Raw genomic sequence first — 17,420 nt, 5'->3', positions numbered from 1 at the left:
TCCATTTGCGTACTTCGTCATTGTCGGCACCAGCAACGCGGTCAACCTCACTGACGGGCTCGACGGCCTGGCGATCATGCCCACCGTTCTGGTCGCGGCGGGTCTCGCGGTGTTTGCCTACCTCAGCGGACACTCGGTTTTCGCGAACTACCTGAACATCCCCTACATCCGCGACGCCGGTGAAATGGGTGTGATCTGCGCAGCCATCTGCGGCGCGGGACTCGGCTTTTTGTGGTTCAACACCTACCCGGCGCAGGTGTTCATGGGCGATGTCGGTGCGCTGGCACTCGGCGCTGCGTTGGGGTTGATCGCCGTGGTTGTCCGTCAGGAGCTCGTGTTGCTGGTCATGGGTGGGGTATTCGTGATGGAAACGGTGTCCGTCATCCTGCAGGTCGCGTCGTTCAAGCTGACCGGCAAGCGGATCTTCCGCATGGCGCCGATCCACCACCATTTCGAACTCAAGGGATGGCCCGAACCCCGCGTGATCGTGCGTTTCTGGATCATCACCGTGATTCTGGTCCTCGTGGGCCTCTCAACCTTGAAGATTCGGTAGATGAGCCCCTTCGACGCCACTCTGCGCTACACCGTCGTCGGCCTCGGAGCCAGCGGTCGCTCTGTCGTGCGTTTTCTACGAGATCGGGGTGCGCCGGTGTTTGCGGTCGACCACGTCGACAGTGACGCGCGGTCGACGGCGTTGCAAGACGAGTTCCCGGGCTTGCGGTTCTCGCTTGGCGACATCGACACGGCGTGTCTTGACCACACCGACGTGCTGGTGCCGAGTCCGGGCGTGCCGCGTGATTCGGCCTTGATGGCCGCCGCGCGGGCGCGTGGACTCGAGATCATCGGGGATATCGAACTGTTTGCGCGCTGCGTTGAGCAGCCGGTTGTCGCTGTGACCGGGACGAACGGCAAGAGTACGGTCGTGTCGATGCTCGCAGCCTGTGCTGCGCACAGCGGGCTTCGCGTTGGTGTCGGGGGCAACCTCGGCACGCCGGCACTGGATCTGCTTGCGCAACCGGCCGACCTCTATGTGCTCGAACTCTCGAGCTACCAGCTCGAAACCACCTACTCGCTGGCCCCGCGGGCGGCCGCGTTGTTGAATGTCACACCCGATCACCTTGACCGCTACCCGGGTGGCTTTGACGACTACCGCGCGGCAAAGCTGCGCGTGTTCCGCAACGCCACGGTCTGTGTGGTGCCAGTCGGTGATGCACACGCCCAGCCACTGTCGCGTTCCGAGACGCAACGCACCGTGTCGGTCGCAGCCAGGCCGGCTGAGGTCGGTGACGTCGGTGTCGTGTTGCACCACGGCGCACTCTGGCTGGCCGAGGGCGCGACCCCGAGGCTGCCTGTCGACGACCTCGGCGCCTCTGGCGATCACAACGTCGCCAACGCCGCCTTTGCCATGGCGCTGGCGCGCGAAGCTGGGTTCAGCGCGGCGGCTGTGGACGCCGGCCTTCGCGACTTCCGCGGCTTGCGTCATCGCACCGAGCTGGTGCGTGACCTCAGCGGCGTGCGCTTCATCAACGATTCCAAGGGCACCAACGTGGGCGCGACCTGCACGGCGCTCGAGAGCATGGGCTGTCCGACGGTGCTGATTGCCGGTGGGGTGGGCAAGGCGCAGGACTTCAGCCCGCTCCACGGCGCGCTCGCCCGGTTCGGCAAAGCCGCGGTGGTGTTCGGCCGCGACGCGGACGATATCGCCGATGCAATCGCCGATGCGGTGCCGGTTCAGCGTGCCGGCGATCTCGGCGACGCGGTGCGTGCGGCGCGCGCGCTGGCATCAGTTGGAGACGCGGTGCTGTTTTCGCCGGCGTGTTCGAGCTTTGACATGTTCCGGAATTTCGAAGACCGCGGCGACGCCTTCGCTCGCACAGTGGAGGCGTTGACGGCATGAGCATCAGCCTCTTCATCGGGCCCAACGGCAGGCCGCTGTCGCTCGAGCGGGCGCTGTCAGCGCTGGACTGGCAGTTGATCAGCCTGTTGCTGCTGATGATCGGCCTTGGGCTGGTTGTCGTCGAGTCGGCGTCGATCACCTTTGCCGAATCCCGCTACGGCGACCCGTTCTTTTTCCTCAAACGGCAACTGGTCGCGGTGGTGCTCGGTGCGGCCATTGCGCTCTGGATCGTGTTGCGTTTGCCGGTCGACGAACTCGAGCGGCTCTCGCCGGTGATCTGTCTGGCCGTCTTGCTCGGCCTCGTTGTCGTCCTGATCCCGGGTGTGGGCCACGAGGTGAACGGCGCGCAACGCTGGATTCGTCTCGGCGTGATGAACATTCAGGTGTCTGAGTTTGCCAAGATTGGCACGACGCTCTACGTCGCGAGCTACCTGATGCGCCACGGTCAGCGGCTGCAATCCAGCTTCGACGCCTTTCTCAAACCTCTGGTGTTGCTGAGCCTGGCCGGTGTGCTGTGCCTGCTCGAGCCGGACTACGGTGCGACAGTCGTGCTCATGACCATCGCCGTGGGCATGATCTTCCTCGGCGGTGCACGGGTCGGTCAGTTTTTCCTCTGCGTGTTGCTTCTGATCGGTATCGGCGGCTTCTTCATCTACATCTCCGACTACCGCATGAACCGAGTCGTGAGCTTCTTCGACCCCTGGGCCGACCCCTTTGGCGGCGCTTTCCAGCTGGTGCAATCGCTGATTGCGGTCGGGTCCGGCGCGATCACAGGGGTCGGTTTCGGCGGCAGCGTGCAGAAACTGCTCTACCTGCCCGAGGCCCACACCGATTTCGTGTTCGCTGTGTACGCCGAGGAGCTCGGCCTGATCGGCGTGTGCGTGCTCGTCGCGTTGTACTGCGCGTTGATCACCATGATGGTGCGGGTTGCGCAGCGGGCGGAACGCAGCAAGCGTGCCTTTGGTGCCTTTGTCGTCTACGGCGTGGTGATCTGGGTGGCATGCCAAACCTTCATCAGCATGTCGGTGAACATGGGCCTCTTGCCCACCAAGGGCCTGACGCTGCCGTTCCTGAGTTACGGCGGCAGCAGCGCGCTCGCCCTGTTCATTGCCTTTGGCCTGATCATCCGAATCGGCCTCGAAGCGCGTCTCGCGGAGTCGCAGGGGAGCAAGGCATGAGCGACCGACCGGTGATGATTGCGGCGGGCGGCACGGGGGGTCACGTGTTTCCGGCCCTCGCGGTTGCGGAGCAGCTGATCCAGCGCGGGGTGCCCGTCCTCTGGATCGGGACGCAACGCGGTATCGAAAGCCGACTCGTGCCCGAAGCGGGCTACGAGATCGACTGGATCACCGTCAGCGGCTTGCGTGGCAAGGGTGTGTTGAAGTTGCTGCGCGCGCCCTTCGACATCGCCGTCGCGTGTGTCCAGGCGTTGGTGATCATGCGTCGCCGGAACCCGCGTGCGGTGCTCGGCATGGGCGGCTTTGTCTCGGGTCCCGGCGGCCTGGTTGCCTGGTTGACCGGCAGGCCGCTGGTGATCCACGAGCAGAACGCCGTGCCCGGCACAACCAATCGACTGCTGGCACGCATTGCCAGCCGTATTCTCGAAGCGACGCCTGGCACGTTCGCCGAGACGCGCGGTGCCTTGTGCACCGGCAACCCGGTGCGCCACACCTTGCACCAGCTCGCACCGGTAGCCGTGGCCAGCGCCAACGCACCGCTGCGTGTGCTGGTGCTCGGTGGCAGTCAGGGCGCGCGCGCGCTCAACCGGGTTGTCCCCGTGGCGTTAGCTGACCTCGAGCGGTGCGACGTCTGGCACCAGTGCGGCCGGGACGGCGAGGCGCGCACGACCCAGCGGTACCGCGAACAAGGTGTCGAGGCGCGCGTGGACGCGTTCATCGACGACATGGCAGCCGCCTACGGCTGGGCTGACATCGTCGTGTGCCGCTCGGGCGCGATGACCGTCGCCGAGCTGGCTGCGAGCGGCCGTGGTGCGATCCTGGTGCCGTACCCGCATGCGATTGACGACCACCAGACCGCAAACGGCAGTGCGCTGGTTCGCCACGGGGCGGCCCTGATGTTGCCCGAGGCGCAGTTCGACGCGTCGGCGTTGCGTTCGATGCTGATCGAGCTGCGTGACAACCGCACGCGGGTGGCCGAGATGGCCCTGGCGTCGCGTGCGTTGGCGCGCCCCGATGCCGCAGCTGATGTGGCCACTCTGGTGGCGGAGGTGTCGAAATGACCTCCGGCATCGCCGACCGCTGGACCCGCGATCGCGTGCGCCGCGTGCACTTTGTCGGCATCGGCGGTGCGGGCATGGGCGGAATCGCTGAGGTGTTGCTGACCATGGGCTACCCGGTCAGCGGCTCAGACCGAGCCGAGGGCGCGATGACGCGCCGGCTTGCGTCGCTCGGGGCAACGCTGGCCTTCGGCCACAACGCTGCGAACGTGGGCGGGGCCGATGTTGTCGTGGTGTCCTCTGCGATCACCGAGGACAACCCGGAAGTCGTTGCAGCCCACGCGGCGCGGATTCCGGTGGTGCCGCGCGCGGCGATGTTGGCGGAGATCATGCGCTTTCGCCTCGGCATCGCGGTTGCGGGCACGCACGGCAAAACCACCACCACCAGTCTGGTTGCCAGCGTGCTCAGCGAGGGCAACCTCGACCCGACCTTCGTGATCGGCGGCCGCCTGAACAGCGTTGGCACCCATGCGCGGCTGGGGCAGAGCGACTGGTTGGTCGCCGAGGCCGATGAAAGCGACGCGTCGTTTCTGCACCTGACGCCGGTGATCAGCGTGGTGACCAACGTCGACGCCGACCACCTCGAGAACTACGGCGGCAGCTTCGAGCGCTACAAGCAGACCTTCCTGGAATTCCTGCACCGCTTGCCGTTCTACGGGCTTGCGGTGCTGTGTGTGGACGATGAGACGGTCTGCGAGTTGGTGCAGGGGCTGCAGCGCAAGTTCGTCACCTACGGCGAGGCACCCAACGCCGACATTCGGGCCGAGAACGTGCGGGCCGACGGTCTGAGCATGGTGTTCGATGTGGTGTTCGCCGAGGGCGTCAGGCTCGACGGCATTCGCCTGAACATGCCTGGCACACACAACGTGAGCAACGCGCTGGCTGCGATTGCGGTAGCCCGTGAGCTGGGCGTCGGCCTCGACGAGATCGTCGTCGCGCTCGAGCGCTTCCAGGGCGTCGGCCGACGGGTTCAGCAGCACGGCCAGGTCTCGGTTGCGGGGCGTGTGAACGTCCAAGTGGATCTTGTTGACGACTACGCCCACCACCCCAGTGAGCTGCGAGCCACCCTCGCAGCCATCCGCGGTGCCTGGCCTGATCGCCGGCTCGTCGCGCTGTTTCAACCCCATCGCTACTCGCGCACCCGCGACCACTTTTCGGCGTTTGTCGAGGTGCTGCAAGGCGTTGACATGCTCTTGATCAGCGAGGTCTATGCGGCCGGCGAGAGCGCCATCCCGGGTGCGAGTGGACAGGACCTGTGCGAGGCCATCGGGCGGGTGACAGGCCGGGAACCGGTCTTTGTCGAGCACCTCGAGGACGCCGTGCTGTGCTTGCAGTCCGAGTTGGCGCACGGCGATATTCTTCTCACACTCGGGGCCGGCAGTGTGGGGGCGTTTGCCCAGCAGCTACCTGACCGGTTGTCACACAAGGCGGTGTCCGATGTCGGCTGATCGTTACGCGGCCAGCGATTTCGGGCGGGTTGCCGTGGTCATGGGCGGCCTGTCGGCCGAGCGGGAAATCTCGTTGCTCAGCGGCAATGCGGTGCTGCGCGGCCTGCGGGCGGCGGGCATCGATGCCCACGCTGTCGACGCGCAAGACACGGTACTCGAGGCGCTGCAGGCCGGTGCATTTGATCGCGCCTTCCTGATCCTGCACGGGCGCGGTGGCGAGGACGGCTGCATTCAAGGCGCGCTCGAGACCATCGGCATGCCATACACCGGGTCGGGTGTGCTCGGCTCTGCGCTCGCCATGGACAAGATGCGCACCAAGCAGCTGTGCCAGGTGCTCGACGTGCCGACTCCGGCATGGCGCCGGGTGCACAGCAGCGACGAGTGCACGCTCGCGGCACAGGCCCTCGGCCTGCCGCTGATCGTCAAGCCGAGCCACGAAGGCTCGAGCGTGGGTGTCTCGAAGGTCGAGGCGACCCAGGCGCTCGGACCGGCCTGGGTCGAGGCCAGCGCGCACGGTGCCGTCATGGCCGAGCAGTATGTGTCGGGTCTCGAGGTGACGGCGACCATCCTCGATGGTCAGGCGCTGCCACTGGTCAACATGGTGCCGAAGAACCCGATTTACGACTTCGAAGCGAAATACCGCAACGCCGGCACGGTCTACCACTGTCCGGCTGATCTCAGCGCCGAGCTCACGCGACACATCCAGTCGCTCGCGCTGGCGGCCTTCGCCGGGGTGGGCTGCAGCGGTTGGGGTCGTGTCGATTTCATCGTCGATGAGGACGGACAGCCGTGGTTGATCGAGATCAACACCGCACCCGGCATGACCGAGACCAGCCTGGTGCCGATGTCGGCCAAGGCCGCCGGTCTCGGCTTCGAAGACCTGGTCGTGCGCATACTCGCCACCAGCCTCGGTGATCGCACATGAGCGCCGTCGCCCTGCAAGCCGGATCGATGCCTATGACAAACGTCTCCCGTCGTGCGGTTGTGCTCCTGCTTCTCGGCTGCATCGCTGTCACCGCGCTGGTGTTTGCCGCGCGCTATGCGCTCGACCCGAACAACTACCCGGTCGTCGGCATCGAGGTGCACGGCCCGACCGTCTATGCCGAACGCGAGACACTGGAGCGCATCATCTCCTCGTACTCGGAGGACGGCTTTTTCGGCGTCGACCTGACCGGGTTGCGCGGGTCGATCGAATCCATGCCATGGGTGCAGGCAGCGTCGTTGCGTCGTCTCTGGCCGGGCGTGTTGGTGGTCAGTCTGGTAGAACACGAACCGCGCGCCGGCTGGAACGGTGACGAGCTCATCGGTGCAGACTTCAGTGCCTTCACGCCGCCGCAGTACCACCTCGACGGCAATGCCGGCGCGCAATGGCGCGAGCATTTTGCCCACCTGCCACAGCTGCACGGGCCCGAGGGGCGACACGCGGCCTTGTTTCAACTTTTCATCGCCATGAACGAGGCGCTGTTGCCGGTCGGGGACAGCATTGTGGAGCTGCGCGAAGACGCGCGGGGTTCCATCCGGTTGGGTTTGCACAGCGGCGTGCTCGTGCGACTCGGCCGGCAATCAACGCTCGAGCGTTTGATGCAATTTGCCAAGGTGTACACCCATGTGGTGGCGCCGGATCTAGACAACATACGCAGCATAGACATGCGTTATCCAAACGGCTTTGCCGTTGACTATGGCCGCAACGAGACGGCCAGCAAACAGGGGGAGGGCTGATGTCCAAGCGTGGAGACAAGCAGATGATCGTCGGGCTCGACATCGGTACGACGAAAATCGTCGCGATCGTGGGTGAGCTTGGGCCCGGTGGCGAGCTGGAACTGGTGGGTGTCGGTTCGCACCCTTCGCGTGGGCTGAAAAAGGGTGTGGTGATCAACCTGGAATCCACCGTGCACTCGATCAAGCGGGCCGTCGAGGAAGCCGAACTGATGGCGGGCTGCCAGGTGCACTCCGTTCTCGCCGGTATTGCCGGCAGCCACATTCGAGGCATGAATTCGCATGGCATCGTGGCCATCAAGGAGCGCGAAGTCAGCGAGGCCGACGTCGAACGGGTGCTCGATGCGGCCAAGGCCGTCGCAATCCCGGCCGACCAGCGCGTGCTGCATGTGATCCCGCAGGAATACCTGATCGACGATCAGGACGGCATCAAGGACCCGGTTGGCATGGCGGGCGTACGCCTGGAAGCCAAGGTACACCTGGTCACCGGTGCGACGAGCGCCGCTCAAAACATCGTCAAGGCTGTGCGGCGCTGCGGTCTCGAGGTCGACGACCTGGTGCTCGAGCAGCTGGCCTCCAGTCACGCGGTGCTGACCGACGACGAGCGCGAGCTCGGCGTTTGCCTGGTGGATATCGGCGGGGGCACCACCGACATCGCGGTGTTCACCGAGGGTGCCATTCGCTTCACCGCGAACATCCCGATCGCCGGCGATCAGGTCACCAACGACATCGCCGTTGCGCTGCGCACGCCGACACAGCACGCGGAGAAGATCAAGACCGACTACGCCTGTGCGCTGTCGCAGTTGACGCACAGCGAGGAAATCATCGAGGTGCCTGGCGTGGGCAAGCGCGAGGCCCGCCAGTTGTCTCGGCACACGCTGGCGGAGGTCGTCGAACCGCGGTACGAGGAGCTGTTGTCTCTCGTGCAGGCGGAACTGCGCCGCAGCGGCTTCGAGGAGCTCTGTGCCGCCGGCATCGTGCTCACGGGCGGCAGCGCTGCGATGGAAGGGGTGGTCGAACTGGCAGAGGACATTTTTCAGACACAAGTGCGAATCGGCGTGCCGCAGGACGTCGTCGGACTGGTGGATGTTGTGCGCAACCCGGCACATTCAACCGGGGTTGGCTTGTTGCGTTACGGGGCGAAGGCAATGAGTGATCCGGCCTACATGTCACGCGGGCTGGATGAGAAGGAGGCAGGGGGAGTGGTAAAGCGGATGACAGAGTGGTTCAAGGGGAACTTCTGATGTCGCGGTGTCTAGGGGGCACCGCGTGTAACACCAAGATCTTTTTTTTCTGACTGGAGAGAGCAATGTTTGAACTGATTGAGAATTACACCAACGGCGCACGCATCAAGGTGATCGGCCTCGGCGGCGGCGGTGGCAACGCGGTTGAGCACATGGTGCGCAGCGGGATCGACGGCGTCGAATTCATTTGTGCCAACACCGACGCGCAGGCGCTGCGGTCGATGAGCGCACCGCACAGCCTGCACATCGGGGCGAACATCACCAAGGGCCTTGGCGCGGGCGCCAACCCGGACATCGGTGCGCAGGCGGCGCGCGAAGACCGCGACCGCATCAGCGAACTCTTCGGCGAAACCGACATGCTGTTCCTGACCGCCGGCATGGGTGGCGGCACCGGCACCGGCTCGATCCCGGTTGTGGCCGAGCTCGCGCGCGAAGCGGGCATCCTGACCGTGGCCGTGGTAACCAAGCCCTTTCCGTTCGAAGGCGGCAAGCGCATGGCCGTGGCGATGCGTGGCATCGAGGAACTGCGCCAGCACGTCGATTCCCTGATCATCATCCCGAACGAAAAACTGTTGTCCGTGCTCGGCAAGAACATCACCTTGCTCGACGCCTTCAACGCCGCCAACGACGTGCTGTGCGGTGCAGTGCAGGGCATCTCCGAGCTGATCACCCGGCCCGGACTGATCAACGTCGACTTTGCCGACGTCAAGACCGTGATGTCCGAGATGGGCGTGGCCATGATGGGCACCGGCATCGCCAACGGTGAGAGCCGCGCGACCGAGGCGGCCGAGCAGGCGGTCAACAGCCCGCTGCTCGAGGACATCGATCTGGCTGGTGCCCGTGGCATTCTGGTCAATGTGACCGGCGGCATGGACATGTCCATCGGTGAGTTCGAGGAAGTCGGCAACGTGGTCAAGCAGTTTGCCTCCGAGGACGCCACGGTGGTGGTCGGCACGGTGATCGATCCCGAACTCGAGGGCGAGTTGCGGGTCACCATGGTGGCCACCGGCCTCGGCACGGTGTCGCAGAAACTCTCGAACCACATCGGCTCCAAACACGTGCGTCCGACGCGGGACGGTCGGGTCAATTACAACCAGCTCGACAAGCCCACCGTCATGCGCCGCGGGGCACCCAACCTCTCCGTGCCAGCGAAACCTGTGGCAGCGGCGCCGGCACCTGCGCCACAATCACAGGCCGCTGTCGCAGAGAAAAGCGACTACACTGGAGACGACGGCTATGTTGCGCTGGACATCCCGGCCTTCTTGCGGCGTCAAGCGGACTGATCGACTCGCTGTCGAGGGCACAAGTCCTTGATAAGGTGATTCAGAAAAGTCACAATTGGCCGGTTGTGGCGAGCGCCTTGCTTGCCACAGTGGGTCAAGCTTGACGAGGCAGGAGTCTCGAGGCGGTTGCGCGCCCTGGCCGACCCGCGGGCCGCCGAGCACACGTGCTCGGCAGTGCGGACGTTTGGACAATGTGCACGCTTGGGGATAGGACTACGTGATCCGGCAGAGAACGCTTCAGACATCGATTTGTGCCACCGGACTGGGTTTGCACACCGGCCGCAAGGTCCGGCTGAACCTGTGTCCGGCGCCCGCGGACTCGGGCATCGTGTTCCGCCGGACGGACCTCGACCCGGTTGTCGAGCACCGCGCCGACCCACGCTCGGTGACCGAGACCGAATTGGCCACGTCCCTCGGCACGGGGCCCTCGGCGGTGTCGACGATCGAGCACCTCATGGCCGCACTCGCCGGTCTCGGCGTCGACAACTGCGTGGTCGAACTCGATCACGGTGAAGTGCCGATCATGGACGGCAGCGCCGCGCCGTTCGTTTTTCTGTTGCAAAGCGCCGGTGTGACCGAGCAGGTCGCGCCGAAGCGCTTCATCCGGGTCAAGAAGGCCGTTGAAGTGCGTGAGGGCGACAAGTGGGCTCGCCTCGAGCCGCACGTCGGTTTCGGCATGGACTTCACCATCGATTTCGACCACCCGGTGATCCGTTCAAGCGGACAACGGGCGCGAGTCGACTTTGCAAAAGTCAGTTTTATCAACGAGTTGAGCCGTGCGCGTACGTTCGGTTTCGTTCGTGATTTCGAAGCCTTGCGCGCCAAAGGCCTGGCGCGAGGCGGCAGCCTCGACAATGCGATTGCGGTCGACGACGGCGGCGTGTTGAACCGCGAGGGTCTGCGGTACCCCGACGAGTTCGTCAAGCACAAGGTGCTGGACGCCGTCGGTGACCTCTACCTGGTCGGACACAACCTGATCGGCGCGGTGACGGCGTACAAATCAGGCCACCGCCTGAACAACCTCCTGGTGCGGGCGCTGCTCGAGCAGCCGTCCTGTTACGAGGAGATCTGCTTCGAAACCACCCGGAAGTCGCCGTTCGTGTACGGCGAAGCGGCGGCTTTCGTCCCGGCTTGACGCGAATTCAGTCGCGTGTGCGGCTCGCGAGTCGGCGCAGCGCGCGTCGCAGTCGGTCGTGCTCGACCGCATTGGCCACCGATTCGATGTGTTTGGACGACGCAGCGCTGAGCCGCGGCCTCGGTGGTCGCGCCGCCGCGCCAGCGGGGCGTGTGTGATGCTCGGCTGTGCGTGGCGCGACCTTGATTTTCACTGACGTCACCGCCATCTCTGGCCGACAGGCCGACAACAGCGCGCGCTGGCAGAACCGCACGCGCGTGGCTGCACCCGGAGAATCCAGCGTCACCACCAGGACCGACCCGTCGGTGCGCGCGTGGAGCAGCGATTCGCCGAGCGGGGCCGGCACGGCAGCGGCCAGTCGGTCGCGCAGCGTGCTGCCCCGGCGGGCCTGTTGCCCGAGTTGGGTGAGCAGGATGTCAGTGATCGACTTCATGGCACTCGCGCGGATTGGGCAGCGGCGGGTCGAAACGGACGGCAGTTTGCCGCGTCACATGCCCAGAGTATCATTAGCTATTTCGTCAGCGCAGCGCGCGTCTGATCTCCCACACGGAAAACGCCCATGTTTGGCGCCATCGCCAGAAAACTGATCGGCACGCGCAACGACCGCGTCGTCAAACGCCTCAGCCGAACGGCTGAGTCCATCACGGCGCTCGAGCCCGAGCTCGAGGCGTTGGACGACGACGCGCTGCGTGCCCGCACCGAGGCCCTGCGAGAGCAGCGCGCCGGCGGCGCCACGGCGGACGACGTGCTGGTCGAGGCCTTCGCCCTGGTTCGCGAAGCCGGCAAACGCGCACTCGGCATGCGCCATTTCGATGTTCAGCTGATTGGCGGCATGGTGCTCAACCAGTCGCGGATCGCCGAGATGCGCACCGGTGAGGGCAAGACCCTGGTTGCCACCCTGCCGATCTACCTCAACGCGCTGGCGGGTGAGGGCGCCCACCTGGTCACGGTCAACGACTACCTCGCGCGGCGCGACGCGGCGTGGATGGGTCGGCTCTACCACTTTCTCGGCATGAGCACCGGTGTCATCAACGGCTCCGGCGGGCTCGGACCGGACTCGGCGTCCTACCTGTTCGACCCGGCGTGGACGGGCGAGGAGGGCGGCTACCTGCACCTGCGACCCGTGACTCGCCGCGAAGCCTACGCCGCCGACATCACCTACGGCACCAACAACGAGTTCGGTTTCGACTACCTGCGCGACAACATGCGCATGTCGAACGAAGAGCGCTGTCAACGCGACTTGCACTTTGCCCTGGTAGACGAGGTCGACTCGATCCTCATCGACGAGGCACGGACACCGTTGATCATCTCGGGGCCCGCGACGGCATCGGAGGACCTGTACGGTGCAATAAACGCCTTGATTCCGAAGCTCGACAAGCCCGCGAACGCCGAGGACGAGGGTGCCGACTACACCCTTGATGAAAAAGGCAAGCAGGTCCTGCTGACCGAATCGGGGCACGACAAGGTCGAGCAGCTGATGATCGAGGCCGGGCTGATCGACGAGAACGCCAGCCTGTACGACCCCACCAGTATCTCGCTGCTGCACCACCTCGGTGCGGCGTTGCGGGCGCATGCGATCTACACGCGTGACGTCGACTACATCGTCAAGGACGACCAGATTGTCATTGTCGATGAGTTCACCGGCCGCACCATGCCGGGTCGGCGGTGGAGCGACGGCCTGCACCAGGCCGTCGAGGCCAAGGAAGGGGTTTCGATCCAGGCGGAAAACCAGACCGTCGCCTCGATCACCTTCCAGAACTACTTCCGCCTCTACGACAAGCTTGGCGGCATGACCGGCACGGCCGACACCGAGGCCGCCGAATTTCAGCAGATCTACAACCTCGAGGTGGTCGTGGTGCCCACCCACCGCGAGATGGTTCGCGACGACCGTCCCGACCTTGTCTACCTGACTCAGGAAGAGAAGTACGGTGCGATCATCGAGGACGTCGAAGGCTGTGTCGCCGCCGGTCGCCCCGTGCTCGTCGGCACCGCCTCGATCGAGTCCTCCGAGTTGGTGGCGGACCTCCTGAAGAACAAGGGCATACCGCACCAGGTGCTCAACGCCAAGCAACCCGAGCGCGAAGCCAACATCATTGCCGAAGCCGGGCGACCGGGGGTGGTGACCATCGCCACCAACATGGCCGGTCGCGGCACCGACATCGTGCTCGGCGGCAACCTCGACTCGGAACTCGACGCACTCGGCAGCGAGGCCAGCGACGCAGACCGCGAAGCGCTGCGGTCGGACTGGACATCGCGGCACCAGCGCGTGCTCGACGCCGGCGGTCTCCACATCATCGCCTCCGAACGGCACGAGTCCCGCCGCATCGACAACCAGCTGCGAGGCCGGGCTGGGCGCCAGGGAGACCCGGGGTCGAGCCGCTTCTACCTCTCACTGCAAGACAACCTGATGCGGATCTTCGCGTCGGACCGGGTGGCCGGTCTGATGCAGAAGCTCGGGATGGAAGAGGGCGAGGCGATCGAGCACCCGTGGGTCACCAAGGCCATCGAGAACGCGCAGCGCAAGGTCGAGGCGCACAACTTCGATATCCGGAAACACCTGCTTGAGTACGACGACGTTGCCAACGACCAGCGCAAGGTCATCTACGAGCAACGCAATGACCTGCTCGGATCAGACGACATGGGCGACGCTGTCATCGGCATCCGCGAAGACGTGGTCGCGGGCCTGCTTGCCGACCACATTCCACCGGACTCGCTTGACGAGCAGTGGGACGTGCCGGCAGCAACCCAGGCCTTTCGCGAGCAGTTTCTGCTCGACATTGATATTCAGGCCTGGCTCGACGCCGACGAGTCGCTCGACGAAGACGGCATTCGAGAGCGACTGGTCGCTGAACTCGCGGGTGCGCACCAGCAGAAGACCGAGATGGTCGGCGCCGAAAACATGCAGCGTTTCGAGAAGTTCGTGCTGTTGCGGACCCTCGACGACCACTGGCGCGAGCACCTCGCGGCGATGGATCACCTGCGCCAGAGTGTGGGTTTGCGCGGATACGCGCAAAAGAACCCGAAACAGGAATACAAGCGTGAGTCCTTCGAGCTGTTCTCCAGCCTGCTCGATGCCTTCCAGCGCGAGGCCATCTCGACGATCAGCCGGGTCCAGATCCGCGACCCTGCCGAAGTCGAGGCCGCAGAACGCGCCCAGCGTGTCGCTGCAGCGCAGCAGGCCATGCAGTATCAGCACGCCCAGGCGGCAAGCGCGCTCGACGGTGGCGAAGCCGAGGCTGGCGGTGCCGAGACCGGCCAGCCCGCCCAGGGCGCGCGTGCCGCCGAGCGGCCGCGCGCAGCGGCGTCCGAGCCGGGCGGGACACCCTACGTGCGTAATGCGCCGAAGCTCGGGCGCAACGAACCCTGCTTCTGCGGGTCGGGCAAGAAATTCAAGCAGTGCCATGGCAAGCTCAACTGATGGCACCGGTCAACCTGCCGCCGCTCGGTGAACTCGACACCGTTCCCGGTGTGCAGCTCGCGGCAGTCGCCGCGGGCATCAAACCCGACCGCGATGACCTGAGCCTGGTCGTACTCGCCGAGGGCAGCACGGCGGCCGCGGTGTTCACGAAGAACGCCTTTTGTGCCGCGCCTGTCATTGTGGCGCGCGATCACCTCGCCCGAACCGCTCCGCGCGCCTTGGTGATCAACGCAGGCAATGCCAACGCCGGCACCGGTGAACGGGGCCTGGCTGACGCGCGTCAGTGTTGTCAATGGGTGGCAGACACGCTGGGCGTCAAGGCCGAAGAAGTGCTGCCGTTTTCCACCGGGGTGATCAGCGAGTTTCTGCCCATGGCAGCATTCGAGCGCGGCATTCCGGCTGCGGCCACGTCGCTCGATGTGGCGGGGTGGCGCCGGTTTGCGCATGCCATCATGACCACCGACACCCAGGCCAAGGGCGCGAGTCGACGCGTGCAGGTGGCGGGTCGCACGGTCACCCTCACGGGCGTCGTCAAGGGTTCGGGCATGATTCACCCGAACATGGCGACCATGCTCGCGTACATCGCCACCGACGCACGTGTCGAGACGGGCGACCTGCAGACCCTGCTCGTCAGCGCGGTCGATCGAAGCTTCAACGCCGCCACCGTCGACGGTGATACCTCCACCAACGACGCCTGCGTGCTCATGGCGACCGGACAGAGCGCGGTGGCGCTCGCGCCGTCGCACTCCGATTGGCCGGCCTTCGCCGATGCGGTGCACGATCTCGCCGTCGACCTGGCGCAGGCGATGGTCCGCGATGCCGAGGGGGCCACCAAGTTCATGAGCCTGGTTGTCTGTGGCGGCGAGAGCGTCGCCGCGTGCAAGCAGGTTGCGTTTACCGTGGCACACTCGCCGTTGGTGAAGACGGCGTTCTTCGCCTCCGACCCGAACATCGGGCGAATCCTCATGGCCGTCGGCCGCTCCGGCCTCGACGCGCTCGATGCGGGTTTGATTGACATCGACATCGACGAGGTGGCGCTCGTGCGCGGGGGCGAACCGGACTCGGACTACACCGAGGCGCGCGGTCAGGCGGTGATGGACCGCGCCGAGATCACGGTGCGCATCGCGCTCGGGCGCGGCGACAGCGAGGCGACGGTGTGGACCTCCGACCTGTCGCATGATTATGTGAGCATCAACGCCGACTACCGTAGCTGACCCGGCCGGTGGAGCCGGTCTACGTCGTTGCGGGGGTCGTTGTCGATCGGGCTCGACGCAAGGCGCTCGTGGCGCGTCGCCGTCGCGATCAGCACCAGGGCGACCTCTGGGAGTACCCCGGCGGCAAGCGGGAGCCACACGAATCCGACGCGCACGCCCTGCAGCGAGAACTCCGTGAGGAGCTCGGCATCACGGTGCGGGCGGCCGAGCCCTTGTTGAGCGTCGAACACAGCTACCCGGACAAACGCGTTCACCTGCAGTTTCTGGTTGTCACCGCGTTCGATGGCGAGCCCCACGGCGCCGAGGGTCAGGTGGTGCGTTGGGTCGACGTCGCCGCGCTCTCCGATCTGGCGTTCCCGGCTGCCAATGCACAGGTTGCGGGGGCGCTGGAGGCCTGGTTGGGCGATCAGGCAGGCGCCGAGGGCGAACCCGGGTAGAGTGAGGCAAAGCGTGCAGCGAGCGCGCCCGCATCCCGGCGCAAGGTGTCGAGTGTCTGGTCGTTCAACAACACGTCGGTGGCCGCATCGAGACGGGCGCCCCGCGACGCCTGTTTCGCGATGATCTGCCGGGCCTCGTCCTCACTGCCACCGTCACGCTGCAGCACCCGGGCAACCTGGGTCGCTGTGTCGACATCGACCACCACAACGTGGTCGTAGCGGGTGTGTTGCGCGGTCTCGACCAGCAGCGGAATTTCGATCAGGACAACCCCGGCACCCGCCGCACGCTGCGCGACGCACCACGCCTCGGTGGCAGCGCGGATGCGCGGGTGCAGCAGGGCCTCGAGGCGTTCGCGAGCAGTGTCGTCGGCAAAGATGCGGGTGCGCAGCGCGCCCCGGTCGAGCCCCCCGTCCAGCTGCAGCACGCTCGGGCCAAACGCCGCCGTAACCGCCGTCAGGCCCTCGCTGCCGGGCGCGACCACGTCACGGGCAAAGCGGTCGCTGCTCGCGCTCGGGATGCCGTGGTTGGCGAAACAGGCCGCCGCACTCGATTTGCCACTCGCGATGCCCCCGGTCAACGCGACGCGGATCATCTCAGAACTGGCCGAACAGCATGCGGGAAACGTCCTCGCCCCACATCAGGGTCAACCACCCCGCCATGGCGAGCCACGGGCCAAAGGGTATCTGGGTTTCACGACCGCGTTGCGACAGCATCAGCCAGAGGCTGCCGACCACGGCGCCACTGACCGACGACAGCAGAATGACGATGGGCAACTGCGTCCAGCTCAGCCAGGCGCCGAGACCCGCCAGCAGCTTGAAATCGCCGTAGCCCATGCCCTCCTTGCCGGTGGCGAGCTTGAAAGCCTGGAACACCAGCCACAGGGCCCCGTAGCCGGCCACCGCGCCCCAGATGGCGTCGGTTGGTGACACCGTGATACCCACCGCAGCAGCGAGCATCCCGAGCCACAGGAAAGGCAGCGTCAGCACGTCGGGCAGGTAGGTGGTCTTGAGGTCGATCACCGCCATGGCGACGAGCATCCAGGTGAACGGCAGCGCGGCAAAGCCGAGCGCGGTGTCGCCGAGCTGCCACACCACGGCGGCACTGAGCACGGCGGTGAGCAGCTCCACCGCCGGGTACTGCCAGGACAGCGCCGTACCGCAGGCCGCGCACCGGCCGCGCTGCACGACAAAGCTCAACACGGGAATGTTCTGCCACGGGCGGATCACCGCATTGCAGTGGTTGCACCGGGATGGCGGCGTGGCGAGGTTGAACGGTGTTTCAGTTTCCGCCGGCAGTTCCAGGAACTCCCGGCTGTCGCGGCGCCAGCCGCGCTCCATCATCACCGGCAAGCGGTAGATCACCACGTTCAGGAAACTGCCCACCAGCAGCCC

General features: G+C 65.7%; 16 protein-coding genes. 13 read left to right on the top strand and 3 right to left on the bottom strand.

From position 1 onward, the window contains the following. The 10 genes from mraY to lpxC all read left to right on the top strand — a co-directional run. Positions 1-553, top strand: a 553-nt coding sequence (gene mraY / locus AAGA11_20030; protein MEM9605162.1) for a phospho-N-acetylmuramoyl-pentapeptide-transferase, incomplete at its 5' end; no start/stop codon positions are given. Next, on the top strand, positions 554-1,897 hold the full coding sequence (gene murD / locus AAGA11_20025) for a UDP-N-acetylmuramoyl-L-alanine--D-glutamate ligase (GenBank protein ID MEM9605161.1): 1,344 nt from the start codon (positions 554-556) through the stop codon (positions 1,895-1,897). After that, on the top strand, positions 1,894-3,075 hold the full coding sequence (ftsW, locus tag AAGA11_20020; protein ID MEM9605160.1) for a putative lipid II flippase FtsW: 1,182 nt from the start codon (positions 1,894-1,896) through the stop codon (positions 3,073-3,075). The genes murD and ftsW overlap by 4 nt, the downstream gene beginning before the upstream one ends. Then, a complete protein-coding gene (murG, locus tag AAGA11_20015) occupies positions 3,072-4,136 on the top strand; it encodes an undecaprenyldiphospho-muramoylpentapeptide beta-N-acetylglucosaminyltransferase (protein MEM9605159.1) in 1,065 nt (354 codons plus the stop codon). Before ftsW ends, murG begins: the two co-directional genes overlap by 4 nt. Continuing rightward, positions 4,133-5,581: a UDP-N-acetylmuramate--L-alanine ligase gene (murC, locus tag AAGA11_20010; GenBank protein ID MEM9605158.1), complete on the top strand. Its 1,449-nt coding sequence runs from the start codon at positions 4,133-4,135 to the stop codon at positions 5,579-5,581. The genes murG and murC overlap by 4 nt, the downstream gene beginning before the upstream one ends. Then, positions 5,571-6,506 carry a D-alanine--D-alanine ligase gene (locus tag AAGA11_20005; GenBank protein ID MEM9605157.1) on the top strand — a complete coding sequence of 312 codons (936 nt, stop codon included), beginning with the start codon at positions 5,571-5,573 and terminating at the stop codon, positions 6,504-6,506. Before murC ends, AAGA11_20005 begins: the two co-directional genes overlap by 11 nt. Continuing rightward, positions 6,503-7,300, top strand: a complete 798-nt coding sequence (locus AAGA11_20000; GenBank protein ID MEM9605156.1) for a cell division protein FtsQ/DivIB — start codon at positions 6,503-6,505, stop codon at positions 7,298-7,300. The genes AAGA11_20005 and AAGA11_20000 overlap by 4 nt, the downstream gene beginning before the upstream one ends. Beyond that, positions 7,300-8,541 carry a cell division protein FtsA gene (gene ftsA, locus AAGA11_19995; protein ID MEM9605155.1) on the top strand — a complete coding sequence of 414 codons (1,242 nt, stop codon included), beginning with the start codon at positions 7,300-7,302 and terminating at the stop codon, positions 8,539-8,541. The genes AAGA11_20000 and ftsA overlap by 1 nt, the downstream gene beginning before the upstream one ends. Before the next feature lie 65 nt (positions 8,542-8,606). Then, positions 8,607-9,824 carry a cell division protein FtsZ gene (gene ftsZ / locus AAGA11_19990; protein ID MEM9605154.1) on the top strand — a complete coding sequence of 406 codons (1,218 nt, stop codon included), beginning with the start codon at positions 8,607-8,609 and terminating at the stop codon, positions 9,822-9,824. 217 nt (positions 9,825-10,041) lie between these two features. Continuing rightward, the gene (gene lpxC / locus AAGA11_19985; protein ID MEM9605153.1) at positions 10,042-10,959 is read left to right on the top strand and encodes a UDP-3-O-acyl-N-acetylglucosamine deacetylase; all 918 of its coding nucleotides are present in this window, start codon (positions 10,042-10,044) and stop codon (positions 10,957-10,959) included. A gap of 7 nt (positions 10,960-10,966) precedes the next feature. Here lpxC and AAGA11_19980 read toward each other — a convergent pair whose 3' ends face one another. Continuing rightward, positions 10,967-11,392 (bottom strand): DciA family protein, encoded by a 426-nt coding sequence (locus AAGA11_19980; GenBank protein MEM9605152.1) that lies wholly within the window; start codon positions 11,390-11,392, stop codon positions 10,967-10,969. A gap of 126 nt (positions 11,393-11,518) precedes the next feature. On the opposite strand from AAGA11_19980, the gene secA reads away from it, so the two are divergent. Genes secA through mutT form a run of 3 tightly spaced genes read left to right on the top strand, consistent with a single transcriptional unit; the run spans position 11,519 to position 16,028 of the window. Beyond that, positions 11,519-14,377, top strand: coding sequence for a preprotein translocase subunit SecA (gene secA / locus AAGA11_19975; protein ID MEM9605151.1), 2,859 nt, complete (start codon positions 11,519-11,521; stop codon positions 14,375-14,377). Beyond that, a complete protein-coding gene (argJ, locus tag AAGA11_19970; protein MEM9605150.1) occupies positions 14,377-15,591 on the top strand; it encodes a bifunctional glutamate N-acetyltransferase/amino-acid acetyltransferase ArgJ in 1,215 nt (404 codons plus the stop codon). Before secA ends, argJ begins: the two co-directional genes overlap by 1 nt. Before the next feature lie 8 nt (positions 15,592-15,599). Next, positions 15,600-16,028 carry an 8-oxo-dGTP diphosphatase MutT gene (gene mutT, locus AAGA11_19965; protein ID MEM9605149.1) on the top strand — a complete coding sequence of 143 codons (429 nt, stop codon included), beginning with the start codon at positions 15,600-15,602 and terminating at the stop codon, positions 16,026-16,028. Here mutT and coaE read toward each other — a convergent pair. Together coaE and AAGA11_19955 are read right to left on the bottom strand one after the other, a co-directional pair. After that, a complete protein-coding gene (gene coaE / locus AAGA11_19960) occupies positions 15,998-16,621 on the bottom strand; it encodes a dephospho-CoA kinase (protein MEM9605148.1) in 624 nt (207 codons plus the stop codon). The two genes, mutT and coaE, sit on opposite strands and share 31 nt — an antisense overlap. Position 16,622: 1 nt before the next feature. Next, positions 16,623-17,420, bottom strand: a 798-nt coding sequence (locus AAGA11_19955; protein MEM9605147.1) for an A24 family peptidase, incomplete at its 5' end; no start/stop codon positions are given.

It is taken from the genome of Pseudomonadota bacterium (genome assembly GCA_039196715.1).
GTDB lineage: Bacteria > Pseudomonadota > Gammaproteobacteria > CALCKW01 > CALCKW01 > CALCKW01.
The sequence above is the reverse complement of the archived record's forward strand: the minus strand, read 5'-3'. Positions and strand labels throughout refer to the sequence as shown.